Raw genomic sequence first — 23,390 nt, forward strand, 5'->3', positions numbered from 1 at the left:
CGGGTTTTCAATACTTTATTGTTCCAGCATCGGAGCCGCGATTTTCAGCTCAGACAGTGCACTGGGCTATATTGCAGGTAGCCTACAATGCTTCCCGCAAGTAGTATATACTATTTCATTAAATACTATAAGGTTATTAAACTCTATACATGCATCAGTGTCACGGTAGCGCCCTCATTGAGCTTCAGCACTATGACGGCGACCATGGATTGATGTTGGAATAAGACTTGGAGTATCGTCTTTGGCTGTGGATGTGTCGGGCGAAGTTGCTTCCCTCGGTCGATTCGTCTCTTCGAAGGTACGCCATTCCGGCGCTGCTGCTATGCTGCTTTGGTGATCGGGTCTCTCTCCTAGATTGATATCCGACAGCAGTGGGCCAGCCGATGATCGAGGGCCGGTGAAGCAAATCGAAACGGACCTCTACCTTGTCCCATGAGCCACTGGCACTACGACTAGAGGAACCATGTACGAAAACCACAGAGATCAGGATCAGCTCGGTGCAGAGGACATAACCACCTTCAACTAGGCTAAGCAGAGATTCGATGCCATGGAAATAATCGATATCGACAGCGCGCTCGAACGGCTCGATGGGGATCGGGAGCTTTGTCGCGAGCTGCTTCTCGATTTCTACATTGATTACTACGAGGTCGACCGGATCCTGCGCGATAGGCTTCGAGACGGTGCCACCGAAGACGCCCGGCAGCTGCTCCACAACCTGCGTGGGGCCGCGGGGAATCTGGGCATGGGAAGGCTCGAGACTGTCGCCAAAACCCTGTCGCAGCAGATCCGCCTGGGCGCGGTAGAGGTATCCGCGTTGAACAATTTCAGCGAGGCCCTGCACCGCGTATTGAGCGAACTGGAGCACACTAAAAGACTGTGAAACCACCGCACATTCTCTTAATAGAAGACGAACGGAGCTCGCGATCCATTTGCCTAAACGCTCTTCTTAGGGCCGAGTACCAGGCTACCGTAGCCCTAACAGCACGCGAGGGACTGCGGCTGCTGCGCAGCACTCACTTCGACCTGGTGCTGCTCGACCTCAACTTGCCCGACGCCGACGGTCTATCCCTTGCTAGCACGCTGCACGGCAGCCATCCCGAGTTGCCGATTATTATGATGACGGTACGCACGGCAGCGGAGCAGCGCGCGGCTGGCCTCGAGGCCGGCGCAGTGGACTACTTGAGTAAGCCCTTCCATCAGACGGAGCTGATCCATCGGGTCCGTCGAGCGCTGGCCGCAGGCCCCCCGACTCCAGCCACGCAGATTACCTTCGGTCCATGGCTGCTGGAAGTAGAGCAGCGCTCACTGCACCACGCAGAAGGATTTGAGCTTGAGCTGACCCTAGGCGAGGCGCGGCTGATCGAATTCCTGTTGCGAGCCCGGGGACGGCCGGTCAACCGCGACCAGCTCGCCGAGGCAGTGGCACGCAGCCGAGAAGGAAATCCCAAATCCGTGGACGTGCTGGTATCACGCCTGCGCCGCAAGCTGGAGGACAAAACCCGCGGTCTGCGGCACATCGTGGCCGTACCGGGTTTAGGCTACCGGATCGAAGTCGGCGAATGAGTCGCCGCAGTATCCACACAACGCCCCAGGCACCCCACCCGAGTACAGGCAAGACCGATTCCCGATTCTCTCAATATTATTTGGCATAGCTGCTAGCCACCCAGTCCAACAAACTGCTCAAGGCGCTGCGATCAAGCGGCTTGCCAAGATACGCATCGCAACCCGACTCGTTTATCAGCGACTCAACCTCGCTGTAGGCGTAGGCTGTGCATAGCACAATCCTGGTAGGCTGCCTGCCCTGCTCATGTTCCTCGGCGCGGACGTTTCGGGCTACCTGATCGCCATCAAGATCCGGCATCTTTAAATCAAGCAGCAACATATCGAAATCTTCCGCCTGCCAAGCCGCTAGGGCCTCTGTGCCACTCTGCGCGCAAACAACCTCGCAACCGAGCTTGAGCAGAAGGGCCTGAGCGAGCATCACATTGGCCGGCTCATCATCGGCGACGAGAATGTTCAGTGGGCGCCGTGCTGAACTCGCAGTTGGCTCTGCATCAGACTCGCCCGCCGCTATCGAAGACTCGCCCTCAGGGCTCGGCTCACTGGCTCTGGGCAAGGGAATGGTGAAAGCAAAGGTTGAGCCTTGCCCTGGTGTACTACTCAGGGAGAGCTCGCCATCAAGCAGATTGATTAACTCGCTGACAATCGCCAACCCCAGCCCGTAACCTTGGCTAGTGCCCCTATAGCCACCACGATCGAAGGCAGTGAAAATCTCTTTTTGCTGCTGCTCAGTTAGACCCGGCCCGGTGTCGTGGACAGCAAAACTGACTCGGGTATTGTCTACTGTTCGCACCTCAAGCTCGACACCGCCCTGCTGGGTGTATTTAACGGCATTACTGAGAAGATTAGAGAGCAATTGCCCGAGTCGCGTATCATCCACCTCGACCCATCTGGGGACAGCTTCAGCTATGCTGTAGTCTAGACTTAGGCCCTTCTCACAGGCCCGGGACCTAAGCATAGCAACCTGGTTATCTATCAGTGCAGGCAACTCGGTTGCTCGTGGGCGCAGTTCCAAACGACCGGCTTCAAGGCGGGCGAGATCGAGCAGAGTCTCAATCAGGCCGAGAAGCCGCTGTGCTCCTTGCCGGCATTGCTCCATGTACTCAGAGCGTTGCTCGGCCGAAAGTTGCGGATCATCGAGCAGCTCAAGAAAGCCCATCAAGGCGTTTAGCGGCGTGCGCAGGTCGTGGCTGACGGCGCTGAGGAAGGTGTCTTTCGCGCGTATAGTGTCGGCGAGTTCCTGCTCAACGCGCTTTTGGGCACTCATATCGAGACTGACGCCGAGCGTGGCCACCAACTCGCCGTGCTTATCGGTAATGGGGTGGACGGTGAACAGCGCGGGAAAACGACTACCATCCCGATGGACTAGATCCGTCTCCATGCGGATCGGCTCATGGTCCTTAAACAATCTCTCGACGTAATCGGCAAGCCGCTCAATGTCCTCTGCCGTATGCAGTAAGCTGACGTGTCGGCCAATAAGTTCCTCGCGCGAATAACCGAACAGTACTTCTGCACCAGTACTGGCCTCTTCGATGACTGAATTGAGATCAGTCTTGATGAGACTGACCGAGCGGGCCGCCGCGAAGATCGCCTCGAGCTCTTTTTGCCTTGTCTCAAGCTGCTCGCGTAGCTGCTGCTCGGCCTGTTCGGCGCGCCGGCGCTCGGTGATATCTACGCCTACCGATTGGAAATGGCTCAACTCCCCTTTTTCATCGAAAAAGGCCCGGTTAGTCCACATCGTCCAGAGCTGCATACCGTTCTTGCCCGGCATGCTGTTCTCGAACTGGCTAACCGGATGGCTCGGAGTGAAGCCCGCCAAGTGCGCCTCGATGTTCTCACGCTCCTCGGCAGGTAAATAATCCAGCCAGCGCTGGCCAATCAGCGCCTCCGGCTCCACACCGAGGCAATCCCCAAGGGCAGGGTTAGCGTAGGTGACCGTGGTGTCGGGCAGAAAGCGCTCAATCATCAGCGGTTGGTTCTCTACCAGATCCCGGTAGTGCGCCTCGCGCTCGGCAAGTTCGCGCTGCAGAACCCGCTGCTCGGTGACATCCTGGGCCGTACCGCGTAGAAGTTGCGGATTCCCGGCTGCATCAAACTCCGCATAGCCACGGGCCTGCACAATCCGCCGACCGCCATCCACACTCATGAGGTGGTGCTCAAGCTCGTAGGGATCCCCCCGGTTTAGAGTGCGCTCTATGGCCTCATAGAGCTCAGGGTGATCTTCAGGCGGCACTCTGGAGAGAAAGGTGTCCCAGTCCATGGCCGTTTCCGCCGGCTCCAGACCAATAATTTCGTAGATCTCGCTCGACCAGTGGACATCCCCAGACTTTATGTCGTAGAGCCAGTGACCGAGTCGGGCTATGCGCTTAGCCTCAGTGAGTTCCAACTCGCTACGGCGCAGCGCGAACTCAGTCTCCTTGAGGGTCTGGACATCGACATGGGTACCGACCATGTAGGTCGGTGAACCATCGGCGCCACGGCGCAGGGTCTGCCCCCGGCCCTGCACCCAAAGCCAGCTACCATCGGCGCAGCGGTAGCGAAGCTCGATGGTGAACGGACTGCCTGCAGCCAAATGGCTCTCAACGATGGGTTGGACCCGCTCTAGATCCTCGGGATGGACGAATTTCTGCCAGTCGGCAAAGGTCAGAATACTCTGCTGCTCGGGATCGTAGCCGAGCATACGCCAGCACGCCTCATCCCAGTAGACCTGATCCGCCGCTAGATCCCAGTCCCAGACCCCGAAGCCGGCCGCCTCCTGGGCCATGCGCAGGCGCTGCTCATCGGCGAACTGCGCCGATAAATCGATACAGGCCCCGATTTTACCTACCACCTCGCCGCGCTCATTGAGTAGCGGTGCGACACTCAGCTGCGCCTGAAAGCGCTCGCCGGTGCCGCGAATCAGTTCACATTCCACAGAGTAACCCTGAGCGGTGCGCTGCAATCTAGCGATACCTTCGCGCACCCGCGCATGCTCAGCCGGATCGTGGAGCATGCAGATATCACTGCCGAGCAACTCCTCACGCGAGTAGCCAAATATCCGCTCGGCGCTGCGGCTCGCCTCGCGAATCGTACCCTCAAGATCCGTCTCAGTTAGGGCTACATCGGGAATCGTCTCCAGGATAGCCTCAAGCCGCTGCCGGCGCGCCTCACTACGCTCCAACGCCTCGCGCTGCTCAGTGATATCCTGGATGGTCCCCTGGATGATCCACCGGCCGTTCTCGTCTTGCCAGCGATTGGCTATTTCCCGCACCCATACCACGCGCCCATTCGGGTGGACTATCCGGTATTCACCCTGGCTCTGGTCGGTGTCGGCTTTCGACTGCAGCTGATATTCGGCTACCTGATGGCGATCTTGCTCCGGTATCCGGGCGATAAACTCTTCCCAGCCCGGCGGTTCGGCCTCGGCAGGGAAACCGCAAAGCTGATAGGTCATAGGCGACCAGATCAGCTCTCCTGTTGCAGGATAGGAGATCCAGTGGCCCAAAGAGACTATCTCTTCAGCCCTTTGCAGCCTTTCGTGAGCTTGCTCTAGCGCCTGCTCCTGAAGTTTTTGAGCAGTAACATCCTGTTCAAAACCAATGAGCAGACAGGGTTCACCCTGATCGTCGCGCTCGACGTGGCCACTTGAGTGCAGCCAGCACAATTGGCCATCACTGCGGTATATCCGATATGTGAACCGCCAAGGCTGTCCGTTGGCTATGGCGGCTTGTACCTCCTCTTCTACCCATGATAGGTCTTCAGGATGCACATGCTCACGCCAAAGCGCATAGTCTGTAGCGAGGCTGCGCTCGGACTCGCTATTGTCATAACCGTATAGACTCTGGCACTGCGCATCGGCATTGACCTGCCCGGTGCACAGGTCATATTCCCAAAAGCCGATTCCACTGACCTGCTGGAGCAGGTCCAATTTGCACTTAGCGCTTAGGCAGCCGCACTTGGAGCCTTTTTTATTTTCCATGAGCTTAAGACCTCTCCGGGCCTGTATTTGGACCTTACGCTGTCAGCGCAAAGACTCGGGGAGTGACTGAGCAGATCCTGCGAGTAGGAGACCTGGTGATGGGTGATGTTTGCAGGCCTATATATTGAAATAGCATGCAATTACGCCCCAACAAAAAACCCTACATGATATGCAGAATATGCATTTCTGCAGCGCGAGTCTAGCCTCCTTAGCTACCACTGCTGCATTTCCGCGCAATATAGCAGCCAGACCAGAAACGGGTGCGCGTTAACGCCACTTAAGCTCTTTTTTTGTGGTGATACTATCGTAGCTACAGCATAAGCCGTTATAAACAAAGAATTATTTTTGATGATAAGCAATTGTTAGAGACTGCCTATCTGCGCAGCTAAAGGGGCTTGACGTAGTTAAGCCTGCGAAGTAGCGTTCGGTCGATTTTTTTCAGGAATTGAGGCGGGGGGGGATGTATGGGTCGCGATAAAGTCGAGCAACGCACGTCTGATTTTTCCCAAAACTTGCTCGACAAACTGCCTGTAGCCGTCTGCAGCCTCGATTCAGCAGGCTGCTTCACCTACCTCAACACCGCCGCTTGTCAGCTGCTCGGCTACCCCGATGAGAGTGCGCTGCTCGGTGTAAACTTTAGCGCTGTAATCGATGCCGAGCGCACTCCACTGCCAGCAGATACAGTCACGGAGCGATTAGTTGCGGCAACCGACGAACCGCTATGCGCTGACACGACGCTATGGCTGCAGCCGCGTGTAGGCGCTGCGCTCCCGGTAGAGGTTGAGGTGGCAGCGCTGCGTAGCGCAGAGACAGCCGCGGGCGAAGTGGCGGTTACACTGCGCGAGTGCAGAACGGTGCAGGATATAACCGAACAGCGCGCTCGCGAGCGTTTCCAGCAGCAGCTGGTGGCGATCCTTGATAGCACCTCAGACCTCGTCACTCTCCACGGCAGCGATGGGAGTCTGATCTACATCAATGAAGCTCTTAGGGCGCGTTTTGGCCTGCAGCAATTACCGTCCTGCCCTTCCGTTGAAGAGGCGATCCGCCGCCGCCATCCGCCTTGGGCTGCCGACCTGCTTTTGAACGAAGGGCTGCCGACAGCCCGGCGCGAAGGTCTATGGCAGGGGCAGACGGCCTTTTTAGATGCCGATGGCCAAGAGATCCCTGCCTCTCAGGTGATCATCGGTCATCGCGACTCCTCCGGCGAAGTCGTTCAACTATCAACGATCATCCGCGATATCTCCGATCTGAAGCGCACTCAGCAGGAGGCCGTAGAGAGCGAGCAGCGTTTCCGCCTGATCGCCGAGCATACCCGCGATGTTTTCTGGTTGCGTTCTGAGCAAAAGGCGCTCTATGTAAACCCCGCCTATGAGCGAATCTGGGGACAGACCCGAGAGCACTTCTATGCCAACCCCAACAGTTTTCTTGAGAGCGTTCATCCGGAGGATCGTAAAGAGGTTGAGACTGCAATAAACCAGGCGATAGCGGCTGGCGAAGAGATTAATATCCGCTACCGGATTGTCCGTCCCGATGGCGATGTGCGCTGGATGGAGGCACGCAGCTCCCCCTTCAAGATCAGCGGCACAGAGGAAACGCTACGTGCCGGTGTTGCCCGCGATGTCACCGATGAAGCCCTGGCTATGAGGCGGCTCGAGCAGCTGGTGGCGATACTCGATAATACTTCGGACATCGTCGCATTACACGGCGAAGATGGGACGCTGCTTTACCTGAACGCCGCTGGCAGGGCAAAAGCCGGCATTGATAACCAGGCTGTCGACGGGATGTTGGGTATTGCGGATGATGGCTCAATGCCGCCCCTGAGTCTTGAAGAAGCGATTAGTCGGTTCCATCCACCGTGGGCGGCCGATCTGCTCCTGAACGAAGGTCTACCGACTGTCCGGCGTGAAGGGCTGTGGCAAGGCGAGACGGCGATCCTCAAGGCAGATGGGACACAGGCCCCGACCTCACAAGTGCTGATCGGCCATCGCAATAGCTACGGTGAGTTAACCTATATCTCCACAATACTGCGAGATATCTCTGATCAGAAAAAGGCTCAGCAGGAAGTGGCCGAGAGCGAGAGGCGTTTTCGGCTGATTGCCGAGAATATCCGCGATGCCTTTTGGCTGCGCACCGATGCCCAAACCCTATACGTCAATCCCGCCTATGAGCGAATCTGGGGACAGCCGGTAGAGAGCTTCTACGCCAATCCCAAAGCCTTTTTGGAGAGTATCCACCCGGAAGATCGTTATGGGGTTGAGAAGGCGCTGGATCAGGCGATAAGTGAGCGCGAAGAGTTCAACGCCTTATTCCGGATAATCCGCTCCAATAGTGAAGTTCGCTGGATTCAAATGCACAGCCTGCCGGTGCCAGGCCGTGAAAGTGAGGGCATGCGCGCCGGCATTGCCCGCGATGTGACCGAGCGTGAACAGGCATTAATCCAGCTTCGCGAGGCCAACCGGACTAAAAGTGAGTTTTTGAACGCCGTCAGCCACGACCTGCGCACCCCGCTTAACGCCATCATCGGCTTTACTGATCTGCTCGCTGACTCAGAACTCGACGCTCATCAAAGGGAGCAGGTTAAGCTATGCCAGGCCGCAGGACGCACTCTTTTGGGGCTGATAGATACATTGCTCGATCTATCGCGCCTGAAGGCCGGGCGCATGACGCTGCAAAAAGAGGCTTTTCTGCTGCGTAAATTTCTCGCAGAGAGGATGCCGATGTTGTCTCAGCAGGCCGAGGATAAGGGTCTGAATCTGCAATGCTCAGTCGATAATGGCCTGCCGGATAGGCTTCAGGGAGATACAACCCGCCTCTCCCAGGTGCTATTCAATCTTGTCAGCAACGCCATCAAGTTTACCGACAGCGGCTACGTCCGGGTGCATTTCTCCCGATACGATTCAAAGAGATTACAAGTCTCGGTCCAGGATAATGGTCCCGGCATTCCGGATGAGTTTCAGGAGCGGATCTTTGAGCCGTTTGATCGAGGCACCGATGCAATCAAGCATCTGCAAGGCAGCGGTCTGGGTCTGGCTATTAGTCGGCAGCTGGTTAATTTAATGGGTGGGGAAATATGGCTTCACAGCACCCCCGGCCAAGGATCGACCTTTTTCTTTACCGCCGAGCTTCCCGAGGATGAATCTGAGCCCGCAGTTGATCCTGCTCAAACTGCACCTGAATCTGCCAACGGAGCTCCTGCTGATAGGGAGAATGTTGCTGGCACGCGGGTGCTGGTCGCCGAGGATGAGCCGACTAATATCCTGCTGATCCAGGCGTTACTAGAGCGCTGCGGGGCGGAGGCCACAGTGGCCGAAAATGGTCAGGAGGCGCTTGATATATGGCAGCAGGCTGAGCAGGAGTTCGATTTGATCCTGCTCGATATGCAGATGCCGATACTCGATGGAGCACAGACGGTAAAATCACTTCGTGAAGCTGAAGTAGCACAAAACCGAGTCTATACGCCGGTAGCCATGCTCTCTGCGCACGCCAGCACAGAGGTTCGTGAGCAGTGTTTGCAAAGCGGTGCCGATACCTATATGACGAAGCCAGTACGCTTAGATTCGCTTACTGATCTGCTCAGTTGGGCAAAGCGCAGGCAGAGATAACGCCGAAAGGTGAAAACATAACCAATACGGGGGAACCTCTAAAAACTTCGCCGGCGCCACCATCCGCCCCGGTGTGGAGGTCTTGACGCCAGGGATGGCGCCATGAAGCCTCCAGGGATGGATTCACGGCGTCCTCCCCACCGGGGCTGATGGTGGCGCCAGCGAAGTTTTTAGAGGCACCCACGGGGGATAGAGATAGAAAAATTGAATTTTCCATGCTTCTCGAAGATGCCGTTATTCAAGCTCATTGGCTGAGCACCGAAGGCTCAACTTGCAGGACCTTTAAGGGGCAGCCAAAACCTAACCTCAAGACCTCCTTGCGGACGGTTGTGAGCAGCGACGCTCCCTCCATGGGCTTGAACTGCTCGCCGGACGATAGCCAGCCCCAAACCGCAGCTACCAGAATCACGCTCGCGAGCCGCGGATAAGCGGACAAATGGCTCAAACAAATCGTTCAGCCGCTCTTCAGAAACCCCCGGGCCGCTGTCAATAACGCTCACCCAGATGCCATCTTGATCCCGTTGCCAGGCAACATTTATTACCCCGCCAGCAGGGGTATAGCGCAACGCATTACGCAACACATTCTCTAAGGCCGAACGCAGCAGGTGCCGATCACCGGTTATCTGGAGGTGCGGACCATCCTCCTTGAGCACATTACAACCACTAGCCTGGGCCTCGAACTGAGCATCTTCACAAACCTGGCCTATCAGCTCATGCAGATCAACACTCTCCATGTTTGACGCACCTGCGCCACTCTCTAATCGTGCCAGAGTCAGCAACTGACCGATGAGCTGATCCATGCGCTCGATATCATTTTCCATCTTTGCCAACGCATTGCTATCGCCGCTTGTCTCCCGGCGTGCCAATTCAAGGGCTACCTGCAAGCGCGATAGTGGCGAGCGTAGTTCATGCGATATATCCCTAAGCAACCGATTCTGCGCCTCAACAAGGGACTCCAGCCGTTCGGCCATGGCGTTGAAATCACGCCCCAGGGCGGCTATCTCATCACCCCCGCGCTCTACCACCGGCACGCGGGCGTGTAGATCGCCCGAGGCCAGGGCCTGGCTCGCCCGGCGCAATCGGCGCAGTGGACGACTTAGGTAGGCAGCCAAGCCTCCTGCTAATCCTCCGGTAACCGCCAAGGCAATGACCGCCCGCAACCAAACCGGTAGACCGCCTAGCCCCTCCACCGGATGCAGCGCGATCAGATAGAAATCATGCGCACCGGCAAAATCAACTACGACCCTTTTGTAGAGCATGCCGTTAAGGCGGCCACGATCTTCGGCGGTATCGAGCAATATTTCCCGATCCTGTTGACTGAGCCCCCGCAACATGCGCCTCTGCATCCCCCGGGTAGCCAGCTCATCCTGGCCCAACAAGACAAAACGCAGCTTTTGATCGCGACTCAAAGAGCGCAGATAGCCGTGCACAGCTCCCCAGCCACCCTCCTCGGCGTAGAGGTTGCTGATTTCTTCAGCAACCTGCTCTAGTTCAGCTTGCGAAGGCAGGCTGCTCGCAGGAGCCCAATGGTGCCAACTGACCACAAATGCGCCAGCTATAATGATCCCTGTTAACCAGAGCCAGAGGAAGAGTTTAAGGAAGAGACTGCCCATTAATTACTCATCTATGCGATTTCTTTCAAGAACTTCTAGCTCGAAGCCATTTTGTTTCCCGGTTCGGAGGTCATGGCAACAGGGATGGCACCATAAAAACTCTAGGGTGCCTATAAAAACTTCGCCGGCGCCACCACCCGCCCCGGTGTGGAGGTCTTGGCGCCAGGGATGGCGCCATGAAGCCTCCAGGGATGGATTCACGGCGTCCTCCACACCGGGGCGGGTGGTGGCGCCGGCGAAGTTTTAGAGGTGCCCTCTAGGGATGGATTCACGGCGTCCTCCACACCAGGACAGTTGAATAGCACCGTAGAAAATTATTAGAGGCTCGCCCCGGGGGAGTGTTTATATGTGCCCTTACCAGAGACATACTGATAGCCTACCCCACGCACCGTCTTGATCCGCTCACTGCCATCATCAAACGGACCCAACTTGCGGCGCAGGTTGCTGATGTGCCAATCGATGCTGCGATCGTAGGGGGTTAAGGGCCTATTTAAGGCCTCACGACTGAGCTTATCCTTATCCACGGCCTGCCCTACCCGGCGCAGCAGGCAGGCGAGAAGATCCAGCTCCGCATCTGTCAGTTCAAGCGGGGTTATCGCAGCCGATTCGCAACCGCGCAAGGTTGCACGCCGCTGGCCTAAATCAAGGCACAGGTCACCGACCTGTAACTGCTCCGCGGAAGATGCCACCTCAGACTGCGTACGGCGCAACAGCGCCCGCAGCCGAGCCACTAGGACGCGCGGATTACAGGGCTTAGGCAGGTAGTCGTCGGCCCCGAGTTCGAGCCCCACGACGGTATCGACATCATCTCCCCGGGCAGTAAGCATGAGTACCGGTTGATCGTGATGACTCTGGCGCAGTCGCCGCAACACCTCAAAGCCATCGTATACCGGCAGCATTATGTCCAGAACTATTATATCCGGTCCTGCAGTATCGACCTTCTCCAGGGCCTTCTGACCATCGTAAGCAGTAACCACTTCAAACCCATCGCCAGTTAGATAATCACTAAGCATGGCGGTCAATTCTTGGTCATCATCGACAAGCAGAATCCGGGTCAAATTTGCTTTTCCTCGTTATAGGGACCTCAAAAGCTCTCCCGGAGCCACTTAACTGCCCCGTTGTTGCCCCGGTGTAGAGGTCTTGGCGCCAAGGATGGCGCCATGAAGCCTCCAGGGATGGATTCACGGCGCCATCCACACCGGGTCAGTTGAGTGGCTCCGGGAGAGCTTTTGAGGTTCCATTATGGGCTCTTTGCTATAAAACCGGACTGCTTAACAGCTTATCTCACTCTCTTTAGTTTCCACGACCCGAGCCATCTCGGCCTGGCTCGCCTCGGCCCGATTCACCCCTGCCGAACTCGCCTCGGCCTGAATCACTTCGATTGTTCGAACCGCTTCGGCTATCTCCTCGCCAATCTCCTCCACCTCCTTGACGCAAACGCTGTTCAGCACTTTCACGGAGATCTAAAAATTTCTCAAGCTGTTCGCCGGTGAGGACCTCTTTCATCTCTTCATGCATCTTATCGAGATGCCGATTGCGTATCTCAAGCAACTTATCGCGCTGCTCATCGCTCAGATCAAGGCGCTGAATTATCCGTTCCTGCATAGCGCCCCTCTCCCAGCTCTGCTCAAGCTCACCTTTGCTGTCAGAAGCCAAGACTGACGGGCTAAAGAGAGCCGCTGTAAGGCACAATATACCAGTAGAAAGGATTTGTTTACGCATAGCTAGCCACCTCCAGACAACAGTACAGCCAAGAACACTACTGTCGCGCTAAATTTCTACAGCGCTTAGTGGACAATTTACGCTGTCTGGATGTTAGTTTGGGTAGCCGCTATGCAAGTTTTTGTAAGGGGGATCAAAGTAACATTTAGGCCAGCCGAGCGTTGATCGGCTAAAAGCCGATGTCCAAGTTGGTAGGTCAGCACCAAAAGGCACCGACCCCCCTATTCTGCGAACTCAATCAGCAGATCCTTGGCTTCGATCTGACTGCCAGGCTGCACATGCACAGCCTTTATCTCTCCATCGCGCTCGGCGTGCAGACCCATCTCCATCTTCATCGCCTCGATGGTCAGCAGTAGATCCCCGGCCTTGACTCTCTGCCCCGGGGTCGCGGCCACCGCAGCCACCACTCCCGGCGTGGGGGCACCCACATGGGCTGGATTATCTGATTCAGCCTTGGGGGTCTGCACCACCTGAGCCTTAGCCTTGCTATCCGCCACATGGACGGTACGGGGCTGGCCGTTCAGCTCAAAGAAGACACGACGATTACCGTCGTCACCCGGCTCGCTAACGGTCATCAGCCGGATCTCCAGCGTCTTGCCGTACTCTATGTCGACGCTGATCTCCTCGCCCGGCTCCATGCCGTAGAAGAAGTTGCGCGTCGGCAGGGCGCTCACCGGACCATAGCGCTGAGAACGCCGCATGTACTCGGTAAAGACCTTCGGGTACATCAGGTAACCGTTGAGATCCTCATCGTCAATTTCGGCACCGTCGAGCGCCTCACTCGCCTGCTGCCGGGCCTCTTCCAGATCTAGCGGCTCGAGGTACTTGCCAGGGCGATCTTGCAACGGCTGCTCACCTTTGAGAACTTTCTGCTGGATGCCTTGCGGCCAACCGCCGGGCGGCTGCCCCAAATTACCGCGCAGCATGTCGATTACCGAATCCGGGAAGTTCACATCTACTGCCGGGTCTTCGACCTGCTCACGCGTTATCCCCTGGCTCACCATCATCAGCGCCATATCACCCACCACTTTAGAGGAGGGGGTAACCTTTACGATGTCACCGAAGATTTGGTTAGCGTCGGCATAGGCCTGCGCCACCTCATGCCAGCGCTCCTCCAGCCCCAATGAACGAGCCTGCGCCTTGAGGTTGGTGAACTGCCCACCCGGCATCTCGTGGAGGTAGACCTCGGACGACGGCGACTGCTGGCCGGTCTCGAAGGCGGCGTAGTGGGCTCGCACTTGCTCCCAGTAGTTGGAGATCGCGCGCACATTCTCCATGTCGAAGCCGGTATCTCGCTCGGTGTGCCGCAACGCCTCGACTATGGAACCGAAGACCGGCTGCGAGGTGTTACCGGAGAAGGAATCCATGGCCACGTCGGCCACATCTACGCCAACATCGGCCGCCGCAAGAATAGTGGCGCCAGCAATGCCGCTGGTGTCGTGGGTGTGAAAGTGGATCGGCAGCCCCACCTCCTCTTTGAGCGCCGGGAATAGCACCCGCGCCGCCTCCGGCTTGAGCAGTCCGGCCATATCCTTGACCCCAAGCATGTGGGCGCCGGCATCGCGCAGCTCTTTGCCCATCTTGACGTAATACTTGAGATCGTATTTGGCCCGCCCAGGATCGAGGATATCGCCGGTGTAGCAAATCGTCCCCTCACACACCTTGCCGGTCTCCAGCACAGCGTCCATAGCCTCACGCATGTTCTCGACCCAGTTAAGGCTATCGAAGACGCGAAAGATGTCGACGCCGCTTGCTGCGGCCTGGTGGACGAAGGCGCGCACGACATTATCCGGATAGTTGGTGTAGCCGACACCGTTGGAGCCGCGCAGCAGCATCTGCGTCATCACATTCGGCATCGCCTCGCGGATCTGCCGCAGCCGCTGCCAGGGACACTCCTGCAGGAAGCGATAGGCAACATCAAAGGTGGCCCCGCCCCAGCACTCGACACTGAAAAGCTGCGGTAAGTTAGCCGCATACGCCGGCGCCACCCGCACCATATCGAAGGTGCGCATGCGGGTCGCGAGCAGCGACTGGTGAGCATCGCGCATGGTGGTGTCGGTGAGCAGCAACTCTTTACGCCCAGCCAGCCAATCTACTAGCCCCTGCGGCCCCTGCTCTTCGAGCAAGTTGCGGGTACCCGGCAGCGGCTCACCCTGGGCCTTAGGTGGTGTCGGCAGCGGAATCCCCGCCGCCGGCCGGGGGCGGTCGATGACTTCCGGGTGACCGTTGACGGTGATCTCCGCCAAATAGGTCAGCAGCCGAGTGGCCCGGTCACGGCGCTTGTCAAACTCGAAGAGCTCCGGGGTCGTGTCGATAAACTTCGTGGTATAGGTGTTGTCGAGGAAGACCGGGTGCTTGATCAGATTCTCCACGAACGGGATGTTGGTGGAGACACCACGAATGCGGAACTCGCGCAGGGCGCGATCCATCCGCGAGATTGCCTCTGTCGGCGTGGGTGCCCAGGCTGTCACTTTCACCAGCAGCGAGTCGTAATAGCGGGTGATGACACCGCCGGCGTAGGCAGTACCGCCATCAAGGCGAATCCCCATGCCGGTAGCCGAGCGGTAGGCGGTGATGCGCCCGTAATCGGGGATGAAGTTGTTCTGCGGGTCCTCAGTGGTGACCCGACACTGCATGGCATGGCCGTTTAGCCAGATCTCGCCCTGATCGGCCTTACCCGTAGCCGCATCTAAGTGCTCGCCTTCGGAGATACGGATCTGCGCCTTAACAATGTCGATCCCCGTAACCTCTTCGGTTACGGTATGCTCGACCTGAATGCGCGGATTGACCTCAATGAAGTAGAAGGAGCCGGTGTCCATATCCATAAGGAACTCGACGGTACCGGCGTTCTGGTAGTCCACATGCCGTGCGACCTTAAGCCCCAGCTCGCAGACCTCGGCGCGCTGCTCCGGGGTAAGGTACGGCGCGGGCGCGCGCTCTACCACCTTCTGGTTGCGCCGCTGCACCGTACAGTCGCGCTCGTATAGGTGATATAGGCCACCGTGAGTATCACCCAGCACCTGCACCTCGACGTGGCGGGCCCGCTCAATCACCTTCTCAAGGTAACCTTCACCACTACCGAAGGCCGCTTCCGCCTCGCGCCGCCCCTCCAGGACCTTGGCCTCCAGCTCTTCGGGGCCAAGGATCGGGCGCATGCCGCGCCCGCCGCCGCCCCAGGAGGCCTTGAGCATCAGCGGGTAGCCGATCTCGTCCGCCCAGCGCCGGGCAGCCGCCATATCCTCTCCGAGAACCTCGGAGGCGGGGATCACCGGCACGCCGGCGGCGATAGCCACGTGCCGGGCGCTCGCCTTGTCCCCGAGTGCGCGCATCGTCTCCGCGCGCGGGCCGATAAAGGTGATACCGGCGCGCTCGCAGGCGTCGACCAACCGGGGATTCTCCGAGAGCAGCCCATATCCGGGGTGCACGGCGTCCGCGCCGGCCATCTTCGCCACCCGGATGATCTCGTCGATCGAGAGGTACGCCTCGACCGGCCCCATGCCTTCGCCGATCTGGTAGGCCTCGTCCGCCTTGAATCGGTGGAGACCGAGCTTATCCTCTTGGGCGTAGACAGCAACGGTGCGCTTGCCGAGCTCATTCGCCGCGCGCATCACGCGAATAGCGATCTCGCCGCGATTGGCGATCAGGATTTTGTGAAACTGAGCCATTGATTCCCCGAGTAACTAGTGAATATCTCCCCAGTATACACCGTAGCACCTTGAAAAACTTCCCCGGGGCCATTAGCTGCGCTCACTTGGTAACCTCAAAAACTTCGCCGGCGCCACCATCCGCCCCGGCGTGGAGGACGCCGTGAATCCATCCCTGGAGGCTTCATGGCGCCATCCCTGGCGCCATGAAGCCTCCACACCGGGGCGGATGGTGGCGCCGGCGAAGTTGTTAGAGGCACCCTGTAAACACCACCCAGCCAAGCAAGTTACCCACAGATTTTTCCATAGCTTTTGTGGACAACTGTAGACATAGGGCGACATAATGCGCCGCTACTGACCGACGATTAGATCTTGCCAGTATCACGCACAATACAGCACTATTCCCTATAAAGATCCACAATCGCCGATAGCTAGAAGAGATGTCCGAAAGCCTCCTACGCCAGTGGACAATGCTCCAGTCTATCCCGCGCCAACCGCGCGGGATCAGTGCTCCCCAACTCCACGAACGACTGCACTATGAAGTGCTATTCAAGCTCGCTGCGTATCATACAACGGGATCTAAACACCCTATCCAGTGAGTTTGCTTTAATCTGCGAATATCAAGGCCATGAGCAGCTAAGGCATCAATTTCTAAAGGAAAATTGCTTATGAGCTTTCAATGGCGAACTTATACATTCGAAACCCCCTGGGAAGCCCTTGTTGGTGCTTGGGCCGAAATAAGTGATATCAATAACTTGCAAATAAGCACTGTACGCAGTCTAGCCACTGACTGTGATGCAGCTACCCGACATATTAGCCAGGAGGACGCAAACGACAGCCTGCCTCGAATTTACGACGTCGGCACCCATGCAGAGGAACAAGAGGTACCCTTTGATCCCGATGATCATATAACCGCTTTGATGGAAGCTGCTGAACGAGCTTTACACGAACTAGGAGAGGCTTAGCGGCGAATAACGCGCAGGGCCTTCCTCGATGAGATCCTACGGCAGATCTCCAGTTCCACTCCGGGCGTGGTCTTTGGCTGCACAATAGCTGCGCACCACTTCGTACTTAACGCCGCCCTGAGCCGGGATAGAAGAGACCAGGCAAAAGCGCTCGACCTCCCAGAGTACCGGCTCGATGGGGCCGAGATTCAGCGGCGCCTTTGGCTTGCGAACTACTGTGACATGCGGACAAAACGGTCGCGCCTCGGGCTCGAAGCCACAAGGTTGCAGCACGGCACTCAGATCCTGGGCCAGGCGCTCCAGCGGCTCACGCGGTTTCACATTGCCTAGCCACAGCACTTTGCCATTACCGAAGCACCCCAAACCCTGCAGTTCGAATGCAAACGGCTCGAAGCGGACCGCTTGCGCCGCTTCGGCTAAGCACTCGGCATAGGCGGTGTCGGCAGCACCGATGAAGGCCAGAGTTAGGTGCAGGTTATCGCGGGCTACTGGACGTCCACCGTGCCCGGAAGGCACGCGCGAGCAAATCGCTGAGCGTAAATCGTCATCTGGCCACAGCGCGAAGAAGAGGCGTTGACGCCGATCCATATGGGTTCACACGACGCGCAGTCGAGCTGTGTTTGAGGGGCTCTGGTTTGCCAACACCTTCAAATGGTTCTCGCTTAATCTCTTTGATCAGCCTGTTGATTCGGTTAAGAATCTTTTTGTCGGTTTTCTGCCAGTACAGATAGTCCTCCCAGGCGTTCTCAGAGAAGATGAGCTTCATTCAAAAAGTGCCTTTTCTTGACCACCGCCTTGCTCCAACTCTACGACGGATTCCAGCAAACGCCGAGCGTTCTTTGGTGCGCGCAGTAGGTATGCAGTTTCTTGCAGCGCCTCGTAATCCTCCAGGGAGATCATTACCACGGACTGCGACTTGCTCCGAGTGATGATCACAGGAGAGTGGTCTTCACAGACCTGCTCCATGGTTTTTGCTAGATTGGCTCTGGCAGCTGTGTAGCTAATGGCATCCATAAGATTACTCCTGTACAGAATAACGGCCATATTCAGAGTGCCGTACGTAAAATGATACGTCAACGCTGGCAACTATCCGGCAACAGCGGCTGGTTTAGCCAACCGTACCTTAGCTCATCCTGTCTTCCCGCTGCGTTGTTGACCCATACAGACAGTGCTTTTGACCCTTGACATTTGATTGTCAACACCACCCAGCCAAGCAAGTTATGCACAAGGCTCAATGCTTTCGATTTGAACGAATAATTAGCCTGTGATAAAGCGCAAGCACCTCTTGAATTCTCATACAGCCATCATAACTATCTGATTTTATTCTTATCACTTCTTATGTGAACAAGAACTATCCAAACCCGCCAAATGCCCGTTCTGATTAGGCAGATGGAAATTCTCCACAGAGTTTTCCACAGCTTTTGTGGACAACTTTAGCTGTCCTTCTACCGTCAGACCTACCCTCCGCCGAGCTAGCATCATCCCTAGCCACTTCAATGAGCATGGGTAACCAAGAAGCATCTTGCCTCTACACTACCGCCACTCTTCCCTCCTCTCTCGCCTGCTCCTTCCACCCTATCTATCTGCCATGTCCTTCCATAATCCACCTTCCCGAAACATGGACGGGTGTTGTCATGTTCGCCTAAAAGAATCTTTCACTAATTACGACCAGGCTGCTGCTTACCGATGCGTTCACCCTTGAGCAGGTACGCAGCACCGACGACGTTATGTTTCGTGAAAGTCGATTTCGGACATTCGTAATAGCTGGCTACTCCTGCCCGGAACTCGGACAGAGGGCGAATATCTTCATCGGCACGGAGTCTGCGGAAATAAACATAACTGTTGACCCACAAGACGCGGCCCGCTTGTCCTGCACCGAGTAAATACGGAAACTTATCAATGCGTGAGGTTTATTAACCCAAACCACATGCATCAAGGTTTTTATCGGCAAGGGAGTGCGACCACCCAAAAGCCACTGGAGCGAGGATTTCATGGACACCAGAGGCGATGAGAACAGCGCCCTACAGGTCAAAGTTCAAAGCTTCGAGGAGCTGACCGCGGCGGGTAGGGAGCTGAAACTTGACGACTACCAGCGCGGCTTTGTATGGGATGAACAGCGTGTTCGGCAGCTGATCGACGACCTCGCTGAATTCGCGAACCAACAGCTTTCGAATAGCAAAGCGACTCAGCCGGCATACGCCTACTACATGGGTACGGTGTTACTGAGCAGGGAAAGCGAGCAGCCGGGAGAAAGAGGCAACTCCGCGTACGTAATTGACGGTCAGCAACGGCTCGCCGCTCTTTCACTGCTCTGGAGTGCGGCTCAAGAGGGCTCGGAAGTTCCACCAGCAATGGCTTTCAGCTACCGCGACTCAAGATCCCAGGCGCAACTGCAGGCAGCGTACAAAACGATCATGACCGGACTAGACAGGACCGGTTTGAAAGCTACACACCGGACCAGGGAATTGTTCAAGGACGTCGAGCTATTCAGACACATCACTCTAACTGTGGTAACTACCGGCAGTATCGATGAGGCATTCACTTTCTTCGACAGCCAGAATAGCCGCGGCGTCCCGCTCCATACCACTGATCTGCTCAAGGCCCACCACTTGCGGGCTATTCGCAACCACGCCCCACATCAGAGTTCTCAAGCTGAACCTATCCAGAGGGATAGCGCCCGGCGCTGGGAAGGGATGCAGCAAGCATCTAACGAGAAAAACTCGCCTGCCGGTGAAGATCCAGTGCATCGCCTGTTCAACTACTACCTGTGGCGAGCCCGCAACTGGTTCGGACCTCTTAGCCAGCGCCCCCTCTACCCGAGCCGCAAAGCCCTGCAGAAGACATTCAAACAGAATGCCTACCCTCCCCGGGAGCTAGAAAACCGTCTCCGGGGGCGACCTCCCGAAGCCGTCAACGGCGCCGAGGGGAATAAGCTAGCGGAAGGCGGGATCGACCGCGTGGCATGTTTCCCCTGCACAGCAAGGGTTCACCACTCGGTGGTGAAGTGGGAGCCTCACCAGAAAGAGTGGGACATGGAGGTCAGTCTGCCTTCACTGGGGACTGCGCCACATAACTTGCCCTTCACCCTCCGTCAACCGATCGCCGAAGGGGCAGGTTTCTTTCTCTACGCACAGCGCTACGAACGACTTCTAGCGCACATGGAAACGCCCCCACAGGTAGAGCATGTGCCAGGTCAGCGCTCTGGCGATGACTGGACCGACTTTCGCCACCTTTATCAAAAGGTTGTCCTGGAACTGTCTCACTACCTGCGCCAGGCCTTCCTCCTAGCCTCGATGCTCTACATCGACCGCTTTGGCACTTGCCGACTGTACGAATTTGCTCTCTGGCTTGAGTACATCCTTGGCGCCGAGCGGCTGATCAAGGCCTCGATTTTTCAGTCCAGTTCACGGTCGGTGCTTGAGCGTAATGATGCCGGTAGCGAAAGCATCGGCAACCTACTCGATTTCATCGCCGTCAACGAGATACCAGATCCGGTGATTCGGGCTCTGCAGGAGGATCGAGCTGCTGACAAAGCCCTTGAGAAGGCCCTTCAGGATAACATCAGCGAAGGTTCTTTTACCTTCGGAGAACACAGCGTCCGAGATCGCTACATTAAGGCAGTTAGCCGTTATTTCAACCAAGCGGATAAGGATAGGGATAAGGAAAAATTGCCGGAAAATGATCAGGAACGTCGTGACTGGATCCTGGAACGCCGCAACTGGATAACGGATATGCTCAGGAGTGGAGGAATTAACCATGGGTAACAAGCACGAGGCGCGTTCCGGCTGGCAGGATTCCAGACTCATGACCCTGAGCCAACTAGTCACTGCAACTGATAATGAGGAAACAGGGCGCAGTATCGGCGATCCGACGGTCCGCTTCCGTGTTCCCATCTATCAGCGACTCTACGTCTGGAAAAAGGAGCAGATAGAGCGGCTTCTGAACGATATTCTTGATGCGTGGAAAGCCGGTAATGCCGACTACTACATCGGCGGAACTCTTGTGGTTGAGAGACAGAGCAGCGACCGGCAGTCGCAAGATCTTGAATTAATCGACGGCCAGCAGCGTCTGACCACTTTGCTGCTGACAGCGCTGTATCGGCTTGACGCACAAAAACAGCCTGTCGAAAGCAGTAGCTCTTACCACGACCTGCTTTTCCATCCGGGGACTGCATCCGCAGGGCGCGACCCTAGGCTCCATTTCGAAATACGAGATAAGGCCAACATCTGGTTACATACGGCATTGAGAAAGGGCTTAAAAGAGGCACGCAAGCTTAATCTTGCTGAAGAACAGGCCCACGACAACTTTGGTATCTCTCCGCACAATGAGACTATCTCTGATGACACACCCCGGGACGGCGGTATCGTCAAGCTGGAATATGGTATCGAGATCATCGAGGAATGGTTCACTAACAATAGCACCCTTATCTCGGATCAGCCCCAAGGCCAATGCGACTTTGACACCTACTTGCTAAACCATGTCCGCATGCTCGTAACCAGTGTTCCGGGCACTATGGACCTAAACCATCTATTTGAGACCATCAACGACCGCAGCGTTCAACTAGAACATCATGAGGTGCTTAAAGCGCGCATGCTCAAATGGCTCAAAGGTGATGACAACGGGGAAGGCAAAGAAGGCACTTATACAGCCTGCGCCCGCATCTGGGAGGCCTGCTCGGCCATGGATGACTACTGGGAGGACGCACTTGCGGAGGCGGCAGGAAAGAACAAGGTGAATGTTTACGAGGCAATCATTGAACACAAGATATGGAGATCGGGAGCTTTAGGAGGGAGTGTTCTGAGTTCTGTTGCCTTGAGCGGGAAGGCGGCTATCGATCTCTGTCGACCCAAGGATGTTGCCCAGAATTCGGATCCAGCCAAGGATGAGGTGAGCTTGGAAAAGCTTGTCAAAGATTGGGGAAATGCGAGTGATCTGCCAAGCAATACTGACAAGGCGGGTGATGGGGATCATGCAGAGAAGCAGAGTTCCGCAAGCCTGATCAGCTTCCCGATGCTCCTACTGCACACCTTGAGGATTTGGCTCCACCGTCATGGTCCCAAGGGCGCCGATCTCGAAAGATTCGATAGCTTTAAGCTGCTCGAAACCTTCGATGCCCTGCTGCTCTCAGATAACAGCATGTCCCATCCACTCCCAGATATCCGCGAGCGGGTAAAAAGTTTCATCGAGCTTCTCTGGGAAGTCCGCTTCCTGCTAGATCAGTACATCATCCGCTGGGTTGAGTTGAAGGAAGGGGGAGAATGGGGACACCGGATCCTCAGACTTGAGCAGAATAAGAGCACGAGTCTGCGTCGCGCTGACGCCGAGCAGTCTGGTGACAAGGAACTCTCGCTGCTCCAGAGTATGCTCTATCACAGTCAAGATATTCGCCAGTTGCTCTGGCTGACACCGCTGCTCGGGTATCTGCACTCCCGAACCTTCCCCACTGAAGAACGATCAGGACAAACGGCTCTGGTACCGTCCGAGCAAGGCACAGAAAGCGATCTAACGGTCTTCATGCGCCACCTTGATAATGGCCTGTTCAGCAGCCCCTCGCTAGGTTCTAAAAACTCTGAAACTGAAGCAGAGTCCCTGCTGCAGCGCAGCCGCGCCTTCCTTGAAAAACCCTGGCGCTCGTTCAAAAAACCTACTATCGAGCCTCTTCACGGGGGGTTCCACGGCACCGATGACATGCCCCGAACATCCCACTACTGGTACTATAAGGCCGATTTTGTCATCTGGCGCCGTTATCAAGGGGGCTCGCAATCTAATGAGTCGTTACCGCAGCTCCAAGGCCAGAACGACGTAACCCAAGGCCAGCTTGAAGATGCGTGGCAGCATTTCCGGTTCACGGCTCGCGCCTCAGTAGAACACATCCGCCCTCAGACCTCACAAGAAGAAGGTCAGGAGAAAGAAGGCTGGGGCGATGCCCTGCACTCTTTCGGCAACCTTGCCCTAGTCTCGCGTGAACGCAACTCCGAGTTTAGCAACAAGCCATACCATGAGAAGCGAGTTAAATATTTGACGCGACTTCGACAAAAGGATCTACAATCCCCGAAGCTAGCCTTGGTGTACCTTTACGGCGGTGTGCCTGAACCTTCAGGCCTAGGCCTGAAACATGGAGAGTGGGGAGCCGAGCATGCCAAGGCACATATGGAGTGGATAGAGAGAAGCATGGAAGAGTATTTCAGCCTTGCGGGATATTCCGGTAAAAAGATTGCGGACACCGAGCCTTAGCGGTTGCGGCAACTAGCTAGCCGGCGACACTAATGCAGCTTATCATTCCAACAAGGCAGATGGCTTCTCGCCAGCCTAATAGCGCTATGCTC

General features: G+C 56.5%; 13 protein-coding genes and 1 pseudogene. 6 read left to right on the forward strand and 8 right to left on the reverse strand.

The features are described 5' to 3' along the window. Window positions 1-547 precede the first annotated feature (547 nt). Together HH1059_RS09900 and HH1059_RS09905 are read left to right on the forward strand one after the other, a co-directional pair. Window positions 548-880 carry an Hpt domain-containing protein gene (locus HH1059_RS09900; RefSeq protein ID WP_096409999.1) on the forward strand — a complete coding sequence of 111 codons (333 nt, stop codon included), beginning with the start codon at window positions 548-550 and terminating at the stop codon, window positions 878-880. After that, a complete protein-coding gene (locus HH1059_RS09905; RefSeq protein ID WP_096410000.1) occupies window positions 877-1,563 on the forward strand; it encodes a response regulator transcription factor in 687 nt (228 codons plus the stop codon). The genes HH1059_RS09900 and HH1059_RS09905 overlap by 4 nt, the downstream gene beginning before the upstream one ends. Before the next feature lie 76 nt (window positions 1,564-1,639). Here HH1059_RS09905 and HH1059_RS09910 read toward each other — a convergent pair whose 3' ends face one another. Continuing rightward, window positions 1,640-5,518 carry a PAS domain-containing protein gene (locus HH1059_RS09910; protein WP_109962895.1) on the reverse strand — a complete coding sequence of 1,293 codons (3,879 nt, stop codon included), beginning with the start codon at window positions 5,516-5,518 and terminating at the stop codon, window positions 1,640-1,642. 464 nt (window positions 5,519-5,982) lie between these two features. Between HH1059_RS09910 and HH1059_RS09915 the strand changes: the two genes are divergently transcribed. Then, window positions 5,983-9,120 (forward strand): PAS domain S-box protein, encoded by a 3,138-nt coding sequence (locus HH1059_RS09915; RefSeq protein WP_096410003.1) that lies wholly within the window; start codon window positions 5,983-5,985, stop codon window positions 9,118-9,120. A gap of 266 nt (window positions 9,121-9,386) precedes the next feature. Here HH1059_RS09915 and HH1059_RS09920 read toward each other — a convergent pair whose 3' ends face one another. The 4 genes from HH1059_RS09920 to HH1059_RS09935 all read right to left on the reverse strand — a co-directional run bounded on the left by HH1059_RS09920 (window position 9,387) and on the right by HH1059_RS09935 (window position 16,120). Next, a complete protein-coding gene (locus HH1059_RS09920; RefSeq protein ID WP_096410004.1) occupies window positions 9,387-10,733 on the reverse strand; it encodes an ATP-binding protein in 1,347 nt (448 codons plus the stop codon). Between the two features lie 317 nt (window positions 10,734-11,050). Further along, a complete protein-coding gene (locus HH1059_RS09925) occupies window positions 11,051-11,791 on the reverse strand; it encodes a response regulator transcription factor (RefSeq protein WP_096410006.1) in 741 nt (246 codons plus the stop codon). A gap of 235 nt (window positions 11,792-12,026) precedes the next feature. Next, window positions 12,027-12,455: a DNA gyrase subunit A family protein gene (locus HH1059_RS09930; protein ID WP_096410007.1), complete on the reverse strand. Its 429-nt coding sequence runs from the start codon at window positions 12,453-12,455 to the stop codon at window positions 12,027-12,029. A gap of 221 nt (window positions 12,456-12,676) precedes the next feature. Further along, the gene (locus tag HH1059_RS09935) at window positions 12,677-16,120 is read right to left on the reverse strand and encodes a pyruvate carboxylase (protein WP_096410008.1); all 3,444 of its coding nucleotides are present in this window, start codon (window positions 16,118-16,120) and stop codon (window positions 12,677-12,679) included. A 647-nt stretch (window positions 16,121-16,767) separates the two neighbouring features. On the opposite strand from HH1059_RS09935, the gene HH1059_RS09940 reads away from it, so the two are divergent. Beyond that, window positions 16,768-17,064 (forward strand): hypothetical protein, encoded by a 297-nt coding sequence (locus HH1059_RS09940; protein WP_096410009.1) that lies wholly within the window; start codon window positions 16,768-16,770, stop codon window positions 17,062-17,064. 36 nt (window positions 17,065-17,100) lie between these two features. On the opposite strand, the gene thpR is transcribed toward HH1059_RS09940, so the two are convergent. The 3 genes and pseudogenes from thpR to HH1059_RS09955 all read right to left on the reverse strand — a co-directional run bounded on the left by thpR (window position 17,101) and on the right by HH1059_RS09955 (window position 18,078). Further along, window positions 17,101-17,652 carry an RNA 2',3'-cyclic phosphodiesterase gene (gene thpR, locus HH1059_RS09945; RefSeq protein WP_096410010.1) on the reverse strand — a complete coding sequence of 184 codons (552 nt, stop codon included), beginning with the start codon at window positions 17,650-17,652 and terminating at the stop codon, window positions 17,101-17,103. A 4-nt stretch (window positions 17,653-17,656) separates the two neighbouring features. Then, window positions 17,657-17,830 (reverse strand): annotated as a pseudogene (locus HH1059_RS09950) (Txe/YoeB family addiction module toxin); the annotation flags it as partial. After that, window positions 17,827-18,078, reverse strand: coding sequence for a type II toxin-antitoxin system Phd/YefM family antitoxin (locus HH1059_RS09955; RefSeq protein ID WP_096410012.1), 252 nt, complete (start codon window positions 18,076-18,078; stop codon window positions 17,827-17,829). The pseudogene HH1059_RS09950 and the gene HH1059_RS09955, both read right to left, overlap by 4 nt. A 977-nt stretch (window positions 18,079-19,055) precedes the next feature. Between HH1059_RS09955 and HH1059_RS09960 the strand changes: the two genes are divergently transcribed. Both HH1059_RS09960 and HH1059_RS09965 read left to right on the forward strand, forming a co-directional pair. Next, a complete protein-coding gene (locus tag HH1059_RS09960; protein WP_096410013.1) occupies window positions 19,056-20,828 on the forward strand; it encodes a DUF262 domain-containing protein in 1,773 nt (590 codons plus the stop codon). Continuing rightward, on the forward strand, window positions 20,821-23,298 hold the full coding sequence (locus HH1059_RS09965) for a GmrSD restriction endonuclease domain-containing protein (RefSeq protein ID WP_096410014.1): 2,478 nt from the start codon (window positions 20,821-20,823) through the stop codon (window positions 23,296-23,298). Before HH1059_RS09960 ends, HH1059_RS09965 begins: the two co-directional genes overlap by 8 nt. Window positions 23,299-23,390: the final 92 nt, after the last annotated feature.

The organism is Halorhodospira halochloris, from assembly GCF_002356555.2.
Classification (GTDB): Bacteria; Pseudomonadota; Gammaproteobacteria; order Nitrococcales; family Halorhodospiraceae; genus Halorhodospira; species Halorhodospira halochloris.

Bases quoted from the DNA above. Each gene is read 5' to 3' on its own strand.
- HH1059_RS09900 (WP_096409999.1), top strand. From the start codon at position 548: ATGGAAATAATCGATATCGACAGCGCGCTCGAACGGCTCGATGGGGAT.
- HH1059_RS09910 (WP_109962895.1), bottom strand. From the start codon at position 5,518: ATGGAAAATAAAAAAGGCTCCAAGTGCGGCTGCCTAAGCGCTAAGTGC.
- HH1059_RS09915 (WP_096410003.1), top strand. From the start codon at position 5,983: ATGGGTCGCGATAAAGTCGAGCAACGCACGTCTGATTTTTCCCAAAAC.
- HH1059_RS09920 (WP_096410004.1), bottom strand. From the start codon at position 10,733: ATGGGCAGTCTCTTCCTTAAACTCTTCCTCTGGCTCTGGTTAACAGGG.
- HH1059_RS09930 (WP_096410007.1), bottom strand. From the start codon at position 12,455: ATGCGTAAACAAATCCTTTCTACTGGTATATTGTGCCTTACAGCGGCT.
- HH1059_RS09935 (WP_096410008.1), bottom strand. From the start codon at position 16,120: ATGGCTCAGTTTCACAAAATCCTGATCGCCAATCGCGGCGAGATCGCT.
- HH1059_RS09940 (WP_096410009.1), top strand. From the start codon at position 16,768: ATGAGCTTTCAATGGCGAACTTATACATTCGAAACCCCCTGGGAAGCC.
- thpR (WP_096410010.1), bottom strand. From the start codon at position 17,652: ATGGATCGGCGTCAACGCCTCTTCTTCGCGCTGTGGCCAGATGACGAT.
- HH1059_RS09955 (WP_096410012.1), bottom strand. From the start codon at position 18,078: ATGGATGCCATTAGCTACACAGCTGCCAGAGCCAATCTAGCAAAAACC.
- HH1059_RS09960 (WP_096410013.1), top strand. From the start codon at position 19,056: ATGGACACCAGAGGCGATGAGAACAGCGCCCTACAGGTCAAAGTTCAA.
- HH1059_RS09965 (WP_096410014.1), top strand. From the start codon at position 20,821: ATGGGTAACAAGCACGAGGCGCGTTCCGGCTGGCAGGATTCCAGACTC.